Origin of the sequence: Corynebacterium sp. HMSC074C04 (genome assembly GCF_001838295.1) — a bacterium.
In the GTDB taxonomy this organism is placed as follows: Bacteria; Actinomycetota; Actinomycetes; order Mycobacteriales; family Mycobacteriaceae; genus Corynebacterium; species Corynebacterium amycolatum.
In genome coordinates this window covers 563,348-575,951 of the sequence record NZ_KV836270.1, presented here as the reverse complement: position 1 = coordinate 575,951, position 12,604 = coordinate 563,348, and the positions used below count along the sequence as shown (strand labels likewise).

Here is a 12,604-nt window from a genome sequence, read left to right as displayed (position 1 = left end):
CGAGGGCGACCAGCTCGTCGACCACGCCACTGAGAGTCTCGTCCGTGCACCTCGCGTTGGTGATGGGGTAGTAGTAGGCGGCGCATTCACGCAGGTCAGTCAGAGCAACGACGTCGTTGCCGCTTGCCGACGACGCCACCTGCGCACAGCAGGCCAGCACCATTTCCCGGATTGACGGTACCCCGGAGAGCCGAGTTTGAGGTGAGAGCAGAGCAATGCGCTTGCCTTCCTCATTGAGCTGGTCGACCCGCCAGGGCGCTGCGTCGCTAGTGCGAGTGCCGACTGTCAAGCTCACCCACCGGTCAACCAGATCGGCGTCGAGGAAGCCGTCGGCTGCCAGCGTGGGTGCGAAATAGTCACCACCGGTGTCGTGCAGTGGCAGCGGATGCGGAGTGCCGACATGAACCAGGCCCGCTGCACCGAGGTTAGCCACGCCGCGAGCCAGCTCCGAGATGTCGACACCGAGCTCCTCGATGAGATTGCGGGTTTCCCGCACTCCGATGACACCGTTTTTCAAGGTCGGTGCGGGGTTGGTTCCCAGTAGGTCCAGGAGGTCAGTCGCCTGTCGCAAAGTTTCCCAGGCGGTGGCGGCAGCACGGTCGTTACCGCTGGCAATTACATGGGTAGCGGGGGTTTCGGGGCGCAGGGGGACATCGTCGTCGGCAAGCCCGACTCCACGCATAAGCGCGCGAACGGTGGCGGGTAGACGGACGGTGCCCTCGTCGATGCGTTCGAGCAGGCCGGCGTTGATGAGCGCTGGGACCGGCAGCGAGGGGTCGGCATCCGGATGAGCGTCCTTTGTGACGCCGAGACCTCCGGAGTTGGCGAGGGTGTCCAGGAGACGCTGCTGCCTGTCTGTGACCTTGGTGAGTGCCGTGCGTAGCTGGCTGCGGCTGGGGCCATCGGGATTGGGCAGAAGATACCAGCCGGGTGGCAACGAGGTGGCGACCTCATCGCTGAGACAGAAGTAGTCCTGCCAGGGCAGAGGCTTCTTGCGGGTGGACTTGCCGGTGAAAGTGCCGCGTGGGCCGGCGCCGTTTCCCCAGATGAGTCCGTATGCGCGCAGGGTATCGAGGCCTGTCCGAATATGTGCGGCCGTGGGCCGTTGATTGGCGGGAACCTCTGCTCGAGAGAGTAAGTCGAGAATGTAGTCGATGAGGGCGTCCGCAGTGACGGGTTCGGCGTCGGCACCGAGGTCAGCGGCAGCCTCAATGCAGGCGAGCTCCAGTGCGGGCAGTTTGGTCAGCGCGCGGGAGACAGAAGCGCGGAGCTGGAGCCTTGCCGCTAGCACCTGGGAAGACTTCGGCGGCGGCGACAGCGCATCGGGGCGATTGCTGAGGATAGTGCCCACAAATTGGTCTGGTTGACCTGCCAGCCAGTCGGAAAAGAGTGCAAAGGGGGTGGTGCTAGTCATGACAATCCCCACTTTAGTGAGGTTTAAGGAGGGGAGAAGGTGACTGGGGAGAAAATTTTTGGGATAATCTCAGCATGGCTAACGTTGCAAAGAAATCCTATGTCGATCCCGGCTGGCCGAAGGACCTCGAGCCTGGTCAGCACGCTGTTACTGAATTGATTGCTCACCACGCTGGTGCAGATTCGCCTTTCGGCGACATTGAGTTTCCGGTTGATCCGGAGACTTTGGGTTACGTGCACCCGACCACGGTGATTAACAAGTAATCTTTTATATTTTTAGCAGAGCTAGATCTGCAGGAGGCCCGCAGCCGTGACTGCTAGTTCAGTCGTGGCTGCGGGCTTCAAATATGAAACTGTGCGAGTTTATGACACTTTCAAGCCATTTTTCGGGCCATTTTTTGTCATAAACGCAGTCACTAACTCGCGTTGGCACGCGGTCGCCAGCCATAAACGCAGGCAGTAACTCACGCAGGCAGTAACTTACATTGGGCCGGTACCGCCAACCTGTTGAAGACAAATAGTAGCCCCGAAGGTGAATCACCCTCGGGGCTACTGTGATGAGCTGGCTAGCTCGAAAGCCTTAAATCAGACCCTGCAGCTTCGACAGGTCGAACGGAATGGCTGCGACCAGTTCCTGCGGAAGCTCAATCTGACCGGTCAGTGCACGGAACTCAGCGATGAGTGCCTGGGCGTCGGACAGGCTGTCGACGTTGGAGAGGCGGTCAGCGAACTGCTGGATCAGGTCGGTCTTGGAGTCGGAAGCAGCAGCTGCCGGAGCGGCCTGTGCGCGAACAGGAGCGACGCCCTGGCTCGGGTGCGGACGATCGGTCGGGCCGGAAGAGAGACCCAGGCTTGCGGAGCAAGCCGGCCATGCGCCCCAACCCTGCTGAGCCAGAACCTTCTCAGCAACGTAAATCTGCTGCTCGCGGGAAGCCTGATCAGCGGTCGAAGCGAACTCGTTACCACCGAAAGCGTTCCAGGTGCTTGCGGAGAACTGCAGGCCACCGTAGTAGCCGTTTCCGGTGTTGATGTGCCAGTTGCCACCGGACTCACACTGTGCCAGGCGGTCCCAGTCGGAGTCTGGAGCTGCAGAAGCGGTCGGTGCGAAGATAGCGGCACCGGCGCCGAGGATTGCGCCGGTCAGTGCAACCTTTGCCGAAGTGGAAGCGAAGGTGTTGGTCTTAGCTGCGTGGCGAGCCATATGAAAATTTCCTTTTCGTCGATTTTCTTTGTGGCGCCAGTGGGGCTAATGCAACCCCATCTCACTCTTATGGAAAGTTCTTCACGTTGTTGGTAGCGGGCCGATGTCATCGCACTGGAGTGAGATGAAGGCGATCTATGCGACTTCGTCCGTTAAACGTGTCGATTGCACACCGTAGCGGTTGGTAACGAAATAGTCACGCGAACCGCCGGATTCTTAATTTTGAGCGCAGGTTGGAAATATGGATAAAAGTAGGTGAAACTGCAGGTAGGAGATGTGACTGTTAGTGGTGATGTGTAAGTTAAAACATCATAATGTGATAAAGCTCACGTTATCGTCTTGTTATTTTTCCTGTTTTGGCGCGCCTCCGGCACTTGAAAAAGAGGCCATAAGAGATAGCCAAGAAGAACCAACGCTGGCAGTTCGTTGCAGTCTCTGTGCGTCAATCCGCGAGGGTGCTCGCTTCCCACAAATCCATCTTCCCTTTATGTCCCCATCTATGGGTATAATTGAGTTCTTTAGGTAATCGGAGGTGACGTGCACATGCACGCCGCTACCGCTGCCGCCACTTCGCACTAGTAAGCAGTAATAAATAATGTGTTCCCGGTTGGAGTGCGTCCCGTTTTGGTCGCACCTTAATTAAAGGAACACCATTAAGACAGCGCCCGGCCCGGCATATCCTCGCGGTCCTGTCTGGCCAAGCTCGCCTCAATCGAGCCTCTAACTCTGGCCGTTTGTGCGTGCGAGGACGGTGGCGAGTGCGGAAGAATTGCATCTCCGATCCGAAGACCCCGAAGGGCAGTCACCGCTGCCCAAGGGGAACGAGGTTGAGTGCCCCCAGTCGTAGGGCACGGGAAGGTTAGGTGGAAAGTGCCCATCGGTAAGGTCAGGTGGTACGACAAGGATCGCGGTTTTGGCTTCGTGTCGAATCCGGACGGTGAAGATGTCTACATCGGCAAGAACGTGCTGCCGAAAGGCGTGGAAGAGCTTGTAACTGGTCAGCGCCTGGAGTACGACTACGCTGACGGCCGCCCAGGCCCACAGGCCCTCCGGATCAAGGTGCTCGACGAGGGACCGCGCAGTGCCCGTCACCGCCGTGGCGGGGCAGGGGGGGGCGCAGGTGCCCGTCGTCAAGCGAAGAAGTACAGCCCCAGCGATCTCAACGGCATGATTTCGGACATGATTTCCATGCTGGAGTCGACGGTGCAGCGTGACCTGCGCGCCGGGCGTTACCCGGAGCGTAAGGACGGCCACCAGATGGCTGAAGTCCTGCGTGCGGTCGCGCGCGAGCTGGACTCGTAAGTCGTTAGAAGACGTGAAAACGCCCGCTCATGAAAGTGGAAAACCTCAGTGAGCGGGCGTTTTGCTGTGCTTTACGACGGTTCGTTGACGATCGACCAAGTAATACCGTAGGTGGTCTCTTCGCCCTCGGAGTTCTTTCCGATGAGCGCGGTGGAAACCTCCACGACCCCGAGTGGGGTGCGTTTGCCGGCAACAGCTGCGGAGCCAGCGATGGTCTCGGTCGTGGCTTCGCCCGGATCCTTGCGAGAGGTGGAGTTGACCGCATCGTCGGAGAAGAAGCGCTGCAGAGTCCAGGAGTTAGAGCCAACAGTGGAGCCGACGTTAACCTCAGCCGTCTCCTGCTCGCCCAGGGAGATCTTGGCGGCGTTGGCCTCAGTCGTGGTGCAGGCATTCTTCTCAAAGAGGTCGCAGACGCGGTAGGGAAGAACCTCTGTGGTTTCGCCGTCCTGGTTGACCTCGATGGACAGCGCGTGTGGGTCGTCGATTGCCTGGTTGGTCCACTTATTGACAGCAAGGACGATGCCGGTGACGACAAGACCCACCACGACAATAGCGCCGACAACCACGAACGCCTTACTATTCTGTTGCCAGCGGCGCCTACTCGATCCCATCAACTCTCACTTCCCGACATTCGTAACGGAATTGAAGCTACGTTCAGTCACACTAGCCGTTCTCGGGCCAGATACTGCTATTCACTCACGGTAACACGGTAGGCTGTGGGCCATTTCTTCCCTGTAAGCAGGAACTGACGGGTTCCATTGGGCGAGGTAGACGAAGAATCCGGCATCAGCGCAATGCCGTTGAGCACATCAACACTCTGTTGCTCTGCCGGAGAGAGCTGCGCGTACAGGTCGCGGAAGAGTTCGGTGGCATCGACGATGCCTGTGACCTTTCCGTCTTCTGGGTTGATGCGGTAGATGAATGGACTCTGCCAGACGTTGGCCCAAATCTCGCGGTGCGATTGCGGGGTGTTCGTTCCGTGTGAATCGCTCGAGCCCTCCGGATCTACGTCGGTGTCGACAGCGACGCACTCGAGTTCGTTGAGCCACGTTGTCTCCGTGCCTGCCGCAGTGACGGGCAGTTGACGCAGGGGCGAGAGGTCATCAGGGGAGCGGAAAGTGAGGGTGCCACTGCCATCGGAGGTCACGATGGTGTCATCGAAGGAGCACGCGCCCCAGCCCTCGGTGTCGAAGGGAACCTCGCGACGCTGCTTGAGAGTAGCCGCGTCACGTTCTATGGCGCGTCCTTCCTTCCACGTCAGCTGCCACACAGTATCTCCATGGCGGGTGATGCCCTCGCCGAAGAGGTCAGGCTGCAAATCTTCCACGTTGGTCGGCTCGGCCGCAGAGTTGTCGAGCCACTGCGGCAATCGGTAAATCTGGGACTCACCGTAGAGGCCGGTGCCCATCAACAAAGAACCATCGGGTTCGAACTCAAGTCCCTGGACAAAAGGCGCAGCGACATTCTTCTCCGTGGGAAGTGGCGGAGCCAAGACAGGATGGGACTGCTCGATGGTCAGTTTCAGTGTCGGAACGTCACCGAGCCCCGGCACCTTATCGGCACCGACCAGCTCGGAGGGATTAACCGATGCCGAAGTCGATCCCGGGGCGGTGCCGGAGTTCGAGTCCGCACTAGCTCCACTAGAAGGGGCCTCGCCTGAGGGATTGCCACCTGAACCAGTTTCAGCCGCACAACCGGCCAACAGGGCGGCGGTTGCTACTGAGAGGATGGCAGCTCGGGCCGTCGTAAAGCGTGATGCGTGAAAAGAGCGGGCGGGTTTTGCATCGCCCGACGGGAATCTGTCCATAGCTTCACTCTAGGATAGGAAACGTGACTGAAAACCGACGACGTTCCCGAAACAGCCGCCGACGGGGGAAGGTGATGAATCACCAGGCGGTCGACACCGCCCGTACCGCGATTGAAGAGCTCGGGGAGGGGCCTGCCGGCGCGCACACCGGTGTAAGTGTCGTAGGCGAGGGCGTTGCGGTGCATCGTTTTGCGGCTGACCTGCCCGGATATAGGGGCTGGGAGTGGCATGTGGTGGTCGCGTGCGCGCCAGGCACTCAACAGGCGACGGTCAGTGAAGTGGCTCTTGTCCCTGGCGAAACCGCGCTGCAGGCGCCCGAATGGGTTCCTTACGAGGAGCGGTTGCGCCCCGGTGACCTCGGTCCGCGCGATCTGTTGCCGGCTGCAGTGGGAGATGAGCGACTCGACGGCGATGACTTGCAGACCCGCACGTTGTCGGCGCATGGTGTGGAAGATACCGATCAGCGCTGGGTAGAGGGCGATACCGGCCCCGAGAGTGACTTTGCTCGGGAAGCATTGCACCGTTGCCGAACCTGCGCCTTTATGGTCCCGCTGACCGGGCCGCTCGGTAAGAACTGGGGAGTGTGTGTCAACGAATGGACATTCGATGCCACGGCCGTAAGCTTTGACCACGGCTGCGGTGCTCACTCAGCTATCCCGGAAGTAACGGGGCAGGGCGCACCGGTGGCGGAACCCTACCAGGATTCGCACCTGTAGCTTCCCGCCTAGGCAAACGCGATGACGAAGACGGTGCAGCTTCGACGCCACCGTGGCCCCAGAGACTGCACCGTTACGGCTTTCGGCACAAAAATTCCGCTTTGACACGGATCAACACGTGACACGGATAGTAAAGAGACTCTAGAGAGGCATAAAAAATGGACAAAGGTACGTCCACCTCTGCAATATCCTCAGATGAGGCGAAGGACTCCAAGCCTGCACGGTCGGGGAGCCATCTTTCAGCAGTGGACCGCTATTTTCACATCACGGAGCGCGGTTCGACGACCGTAACCGAGATTCGCGGTGGCGTAGTGACCTTCTTCGCGATGGCCTACATCATTCTGCTCAACCCGCTGATCCTCGGCAATATCGAGGATGTCAACGGCAATAGCCTGGGGATACCGCAGGTCGCCGCTGTCACCGCGCTCGCCGCGGGCGTCATGACCATTACTTTTGGTCTCTTTGCCAAGTACCCCTTCGGCATTGCGACGGGCCTGGGCATGAACGCCGGGGTTGCCGTGACATTCGTTGCTAACGAGGGGCTGGCCTGGGAAGAAGCGATGGGCCTGGTCGTGCTGGACGGCGTGATTATCGTGCTGCTGGCGCTGACCGGATTCCGAACAGCTGTCTTCCACGCGATTCCGTCCGATATGAAGGCCGCGATGAGTGTGGGCATCGGCCTATTCATCGCCATGATTGGTCTGGTCGACGGTGGCCTGGTTCGCCGTATTCCCGATGCCGCGGGCACGACTGTTCCGGTGCAGCTCGGCATCAATGGCCAGATTGCCTCGTGGCCGACCGCCGTGTTCGTCCTCGGGCTGATTATCTGCGGCATCATGGTTGTCCGCAATATTCCAGGCGGCCTGTTTATCGGCATCGTGCTGAATACCATCATTGCGCTCGCAGTCGAGGCCTTGACGGATGCGGGCCCCTCCTTCGCTGATGGCAAGCCAGTGCCGACCGGTTGGAATCTCGCGGTGCCGACTCTGCCGGACCGTGTAGGTGGTATGCCGGACTTGTCCCTCGTTGGCGCTGTGGATTTTTTCGGCTCCTTTGCCCGCGTCGGTGCCCTCAGCGCCACCATGCTGCTGTTCACTTTGGTCCTGGCTAACTTCTTCGATGCCATGGGCACGATGACTGGTCTGGGCAAGCAGGCCGCACTTGTCGATGAAGACGGTGTGCTGCCGGACATGAAGCGCGCACTGGTTGTCGAAGGCACCGGTGCCATCGTCGGCGGTGCAGTCAGCTCCTCGTCGAACACTGTCTTTGTGGACTCCGCAGCGGGCATCGCCGATGGTGCACGCACTGGCCTTGCCAACATTGTCACCGGCATCCTCTTTCTAGCGGCGATGTTCTTCACCCCGCTTTATGAAATCGTGCCCATCGAGGCTGCCGCGCCTGTGCTGGTCATCGTCGGTGCCATGATGATTGGGCAGATCACCGAGATTGATTTCACCCGTTTTGACATCGCACTGCCGGCATTTTTGACTATTGTCACCATGCCATTTACCTACTCGATTGCAAATGGTATCGGCATCGGTTTCATCACCTTTGCTGCGATGGCTATCTTCTCGGGTCGTGCCAAGTCCGTGCACCCGCTGATGTGGATTGTCTCCGGCCTGTTCGTCATCTACTTCGCTGCCGATCCGTTCACCGCTCTGCTGGGCGGCTAAAGAGTTTCCATGAGTACCACCACATCCCTCGAACGCTTTGCGCCCATCGTCGTCGACGATCCCGCCGACAGCCGTCTCGATGACATCCGCAACCTCAACAAGTCCGATTCCCGCCCCGATTTGCCCGGTGGGAAGGGCCTGGTCATCGCCGAAGGCACGCTCATTGTGCCGCGGTTAGTGCGCTCACGCTTTCCGCTCCGCGCAGTCTTTGGTACTCGCCAGAAGCTCGCATTGCTTGCCGACGGACTGACCGCGAGCGAGGCCGATATTGCGGAAGCTGTGCCCTGGTTTGAACTCGACCGCGAGGTTCTGGCCGCAGCGGCCGGATTTGATCTTCACCGTGGCCTGCTGGCCACCGCTGACCGCGCGCCGGAGCTTTCGGTGGACCAAGTTCTGAGTGGAGCAACCACCTTGGCTGTGATGGAGGGTGTTGGGGACCACGAGAACATCGGGGCTCTGTTCCGTAACGCGGCGGGCATGGGCGTGGATGGGGTTGTCTTCGGCGCGGCCTGCGCCGATCCGCTGTATCGCCGCAGCGTGCGTGTTTCCATGGGGCATGTGCTGACAGTCCCATTTGCGACTCTGCCCGGTACTACGACCACCTGGCAGCGAAGCCTGGACCAGCTCAAAGAGCAGGGCTTCCGCGTGGTGTCGATGACCCCTGCGGGCACGGTGGACCTGTGGGATGCCATGGACACGGACAAGGTCGCGATTCTCGTTGGTGCTGAGGGGCAGGGACTTACCGAGCACGCGATGGCAGCCACCGATGTGCGTGCCCGCATTCCCATGTCACCGGGAACTGACAGCCTGAATGTGGCTACCTCCGCAGCGATTGCGTTCTACGAGCGACTACGCGTTCAGTCGCAGCGCGCAGGGCAGTAGAAACTATTTCCCGAACTTGCCTCGCGCCCGCTGCCAGGTGCGGCCAGCGAAGTTCTTGGCCTTAGCACCAAAGCGACTGAGCTCCTCCAGAAAGTCTCGGTTCGGCTCTGCGTTGTGAACTTCGTAGTCGTCGTAGGCGCGGTCAAGCTCTGCGCCAGACTCGGAGGAACCCGGCTCACTCATTAGCCCGCGCGGACTACGAGATGTCGAATACGAAGTTCCGGGAGCCGCACGACGGCCATCGACCGCAAAACCACTAACAGGGATATCTGTAGCGGGCGAATGCGGGTCGAATCCAAGCCAGTCGGTGATGACGGCGTCGGCAAGCTCTGTCGGAATGAACGGCAAACCGACCCCTTCGCGTGGACGTGAAGCCGTACCTTCGGAAGCGTCGGGTATTGGGCGGTGCTTGCCCGCCCAGAAGCTGCCCTCTGCGGGGCAGGGAAGACCGATGTCTTCCAGTGTGCGGTAGCGAGTAGCGGAGAAAGCGCGCTTGAGCTCACCATCGTGCCAATGCGCAAAGGCACCGAAGCCCGTGGATTTATTCGACACACTCGCGTAGACGTCCGTGGCGGCAATCTCCTGGCGCAGCCGAGGCGACAGCTTGGACAGCTGCGAGACATCGTCGAGAACCGTCTGCAGTACGGCAACGCCTTCAAAGCCGCCGATGTAGTATTCGCCGTCACCGGTTTCCGCCGAGCGGTTGAGCGGGAAATCACCAATCGGTGTTACCGGCAGCGTCGAATCATAGAGAGCTAGGAAACGACGCCCGAAACCGCGGTCATGCTGAACACCTGTCTCCAGGGTTGCAGCAGGGTCATTGGTGCTGATAAACCAAATCGTGACTACACCGCGGCGAATCGCGGAGAATTCGAAATCAGAAGCGTTGCCACTGGTCATGGAGCTCATTGTCGAGGAAAACTCCTACTTCTTCGGGCCGTTCGGACGTACGCCGAGAAGCACATCCTCCCACGACGGCATGACAGTCTTCTTCTTGCGCTTCGGCTGCTCCGCGTCCGGGTGCTGCAAGAACTCCGCCTCGTCAACATCGTCGTCGGCGTCGCTTTGCGACGGAACGTCCTGCTCCCCGTGGCCTCGCTGCGGCTCCGCCGAAGACTGCCATGCGGCTGGCATCTCAGAGGTATCCGCGGTATCAGCAGCTCGATTGGCCTGCGGAGCCAAGTCTCGGTTGCGGCGGGCAAAGTCGGGGTCAATCAGCTCTGCTGCCAGCTCATTGCGAGCAATGGTGAGCGCGGAAAGTCCCTCCGCCTGGTAACTCCACTCGGCCACGTTGGTGGTGTGGCCGACATTCCAAGTAACCGTCACAATCCACTGTCCGCTCGGGTCGCGGTAGGCATCCCACGAGGCATCGGCGAGTTCCTGACCACGGGCGGCGAAAGCGGTGGCGAGAATCTCCCACAAGGACAACTTGGCCGGGCCATCAATGCGACGTGGCTTTGACTGCTTGCCGAGCTCCGCAATACGTGCGCGCTCCGCAAGCACCGGGTAGGCGAAGGACTCAATCTTGCGCGGCTGCATGCCGCTGTACTCAATGAGCTCCTCGACCGTCTGGCCGCTGCGAATGCGATCCTGAATCTCGCGCGGCGACAAAACGACACGAGGCTCTTCCAGAACTGGCTTCGGCGCCGTTGGAGTCTTTTTCGGTGCCCCGCCTGACGCACCGGAGTTGTCAGCCACCTCGCTGCCTTCGGCCGAGCCGCCGCTTGCAGTGGTGGCGTCCGCTGTGCTGCCACCAGTGGAACTTTCGTCGGTGGAACCGCTCTCTGCGGTAGCACTCTCCCCAGAGCTACCGCTGGCAGTGGCGGTGGTGGTGCTTGATCCGTCGGCAAGCGATGCGGAATCAGCTGCAGCAGGGGAACCGGTGGCATCGGCGAGCTCGAAGTGCTCGACCAGGAAAGTGCGCAGGTTCTCGTCGAGAGGCAGCGTGAAGCGAAGTCCCTCCTGCCGTTCCTGCTCGGTGATATCAGCGGGAACGAGAATCAGTGAATCGGTCACATCGCCGTCCAGAACTGGCTTCAGCTCCCTCATGCGAGAACCTCCTTGTTGGTCGACGTCATAAGTAATGCTCACTAATCATGGTAAACGACAAACTCCCGCGTCACGGACAATTGGGGCAATGCCCTTGCGCGTGGCGCGGGAGTTAAGCGGCTGAGGCCGGTAAAAGGCGGCTGCTTTGCGACTAATTTGGCGTTACTTTGCAGTGGCCATGCCGCTACTTGGCAGCTGCCATGCTGCTAGCTGCTCTGCTATTACTTGGCAGCGTAGCCGTTGTCCAGAACCCAGTCGATAGCGCCAGTCAGACGACGGATGTCCTCCGGGTCGATGGCCGGGAACATACCGATGCGTAGCTGGTTGCGGCCCAGCTTGCGGTACGGCTCGATATCGAGGATGCCGTTGGCGCGCAGAACCTTGGCGATCTGTGCGGCGTCGATGTTGTCCTCGAAGTCGATGGTGCCGACGACCAGCGAGCGCTTCGCAGCATCGGTGACGAACGGAGTTGCCTCCGCGCGGTTCTCAGCCCAGTTGTAGAGGTGGGAGGAGGACTCGGTGGTGCGAGCGACCATGCCGTCGAGGCCGCCGTTGGCGTTCATCCACTTGACCTGATCAGCCAGCATCAGCAAAGTACCGACGGCCGGGGTGTTGTAGGTCTGGTTCTTGCGGGAGTTATCAACGGCAGTTTGCAGGTTCAGGAAAGCCGGGATGAAACGGTCGGAAGAATTGATCTTCTCAATACGCTCGATGGCAGCCGGAGACATTGCAGCCAACCAGATACCGCCGTCAGAAGCGAAGCACTTCTGCGGGGAGAAGTAGTAGACGTCAGCCTGGGACATGTCGACCGGGAGGCCGCCGGCGCCGGAGGTGGCGTCGATAGCCACGAGCTGGCCCTCGGAGCCTGCCGGGCGGGTGACCGGAACCATGGTGCCGGTGGAGGTCTCGTTGTGAGCCCAACCAATAAGGTCAACGCCCTCTTCACCAGCGACAACCTCAGGTGCGGAACCCGGCTCTGCTTCGATAATCTGCGGAGCGTCGAGCCACGGAGTCATCTTGGAGGCCTTGGCGAACTTGGAGGAGAACTCACCGTAAGTCAGGTGAGCGGACTTCTTCTCGATGAGCCCAAAGGTGGCAGCATCCCAGAAAGCGGTTGCGCCGCCGAGGGACAGGACAATCTCGTAGCCTTCCGGAAGCTGGAAGAGCTCAGCCAGACCCTCGCGAACGTCACCAACAACGTTCTTCACTGCCGGCTGACGGTGGGAAGTACCCATGATAGAGGTACCGCCGTCAACGATTGCCTGAATCTGCGCCGGGCGAACCTTCGACGGACCGCAGCCAAAGCGGCCGTCGCCGGGCTGGAACTCTTCAGGGAGGACTGGGAATTGATCGCTCATATGAGGCGCAACCTTTCAAAGTGTATTCAAAGTGAAGCTTGATATACAGCCGTTGTCTTCAAACTCTAGCGGTAATCGGGGGTACTTATCGCAAAAGGGTGGGGTTCAATTGCCCCCGCTTCCGTACTTTGCATAACAAAACAGGGTGGATTGACGTATTTGCAAAGTTTGCGAAGAATTTTTTCCAGTTTTGTTGGCGTTGA

General features: G+C 59.9%; 11 protein-coding genes and 1 pseudogene. 5 read left to right on the top strand and 7 right to left on the bottom strand.

Annotated elements, in window-relative coordinates; translation table 11 throughout:
- Positions 1-1,414 (bottom strand): annotated as a pseudogene (locus HMPREF3011_RS03850) (hypothetical protein); the annotation flags it as partial.
- Between the two features lie 74 nt (positions 1,415-1,488).
- On the opposite strand from HMPREF3011_RS03850, the gene HMPREF3011_RS03845 reads away from it, so the two are divergent.
- Positions 1,489-1,677 carry a hypothetical protein gene (locus HMPREF3011_RS03845; protein WP_016423317.1) on the top strand — a complete coding sequence of 63 codons (189 nt, stop codon included), beginning with the start codon at positions 1,489-1,491 and terminating at the stop codon, positions 1,675-1,677.
- Positions 1,678-1,993: 316 nt separating this feature from the next.
- Here HMPREF3011_RS03845 and HMPREF3011_RS03840 read toward each other — a convergent pair whose 3' ends face one another.
- Complete coding sequence (locus HMPREF3011_RS03840) at positions 1,994-2,614, bottom strand: transglycosylase family protein (protein ID WP_038626426.1); 621 nt, start codon at positions 2,612-2,614, stop codon at positions 1,994-1,996.
- A gap of 870 nt (positions 2,615-3,484) precedes the next feature.
- Here HMPREF3011_RS03840 and HMPREF3011_RS03835 point away from each other — a divergent pair.
- Positions 3,485-3,916 (top strand): cold-shock protein, encoded by a 432-nt coding sequence (locus HMPREF3011_RS03835; protein ID WP_038626424.1) that lies wholly within the window; start codon positions 3,485-3,487, stop codon positions 3,914-3,916.
- Between the two features lie 71 nt (positions 3,917-3,987).
- Here the strand turns inward: HMPREF3011_RS03835 and HMPREF3011_RS03830 are convergent, their stop codons facing one another.
- Positions 3,988-4,527, bottom strand: coding sequence for a DUF2771 family protein (locus HMPREF3011_RS03830; protein WP_239393053.1), 540 nt, complete (start codon positions 4,525-4,527; stop codon positions 3,988-3,990).
- 77 nt (positions 4,528-4,604) lie between these two features.
- On the bottom strand, positions 4,605-5,723 hold the full coding sequence (locus HMPREF3011_RS03825; protein WP_070841163.1) for a glutaminyl-peptide cyclotransferase: 1,119 nt from the start codon (positions 5,721-5,723) through the stop codon (positions 4,605-4,607).
- 23 nt (positions 5,724-5,746) lie between these two features.
- Between HMPREF3011_RS03825 and HMPREF3011_RS03820 the strand changes: the two genes are divergently transcribed.
- From HMPREF3011_RS03820 to HMPREF3011_RS03810, 3 genes are all read left to right on the top strand, one after another.
- Positions 5,747-6,439 (top strand): DUF3027 domain-containing protein, encoded by a 693-nt coding sequence (locus HMPREF3011_RS03820; RefSeq protein WP_239393054.1) that lies wholly within the window; start codon positions 5,747-5,749, stop codon positions 6,437-6,439.
- Positions 6,440-6,597: 158 nt separating this feature from the next.
- Entirely contained in the window at positions 6,598-8,112 is a 1,515-nt protein-coding gene (locus tag HMPREF3011_RS03815; protein WP_070841162.1) for an NCS2 family permease, read from the top strand.
- A gap of 9 nt (positions 8,113-8,121) precedes the next feature.
- Positions 8,122-8,994 carry a TrmH family RNA methyltransferase gene (locus HMPREF3011_RS03810; RefSeq protein ID WP_049180904.1) on the top strand — a complete coding sequence of 291 codons (873 nt, stop codon included), beginning with the start codon at positions 8,122-8,124 and terminating at the stop codon, positions 8,992-8,994.
- Positions 8,995-8,997: 3 nt separating this feature from the next.
- Here the strand turns inward: HMPREF3011_RS03810 and HMPREF3011_RS03805 are convergent, their stop codons facing one another.
- From HMPREF3011_RS03805 to serC, 3 genes are all read right to left on the bottom strand, one after another.
- On the bottom strand, positions 8,998-9,903 hold the full coding sequence (locus tag HMPREF3011_RS03805; protein WP_070560171.1) for a DUF6928 family protein: 906 nt from the start codon (positions 9,901-9,903) through the stop codon (positions 8,998-9,000).
- A gap of 15 nt (positions 9,904-9,918) precedes the next feature.
- On the bottom strand, positions 9,919-11,043 hold the full coding sequence (sepH, locus tag HMPREF3011_RS03800) for a septation protein SepH (protein WP_038626410.1): 1,125 nt from the start codon (positions 11,041-11,043) through the stop codon (positions 9,919-9,921).
- 221 nt (positions 11,044-11,264) lie between these two features.
- Positions 11,265-12,401, bottom strand: coding sequence for a phosphoserine transaminase (gene serC, locus HMPREF3011_RS03795; RefSeq protein WP_070841161.1), 1,137 nt, complete (start codon positions 12,399-12,401; stop codon positions 11,265-11,267).
- Positions 12,402-12,604 lie beyond the last annotated feature (203 nt).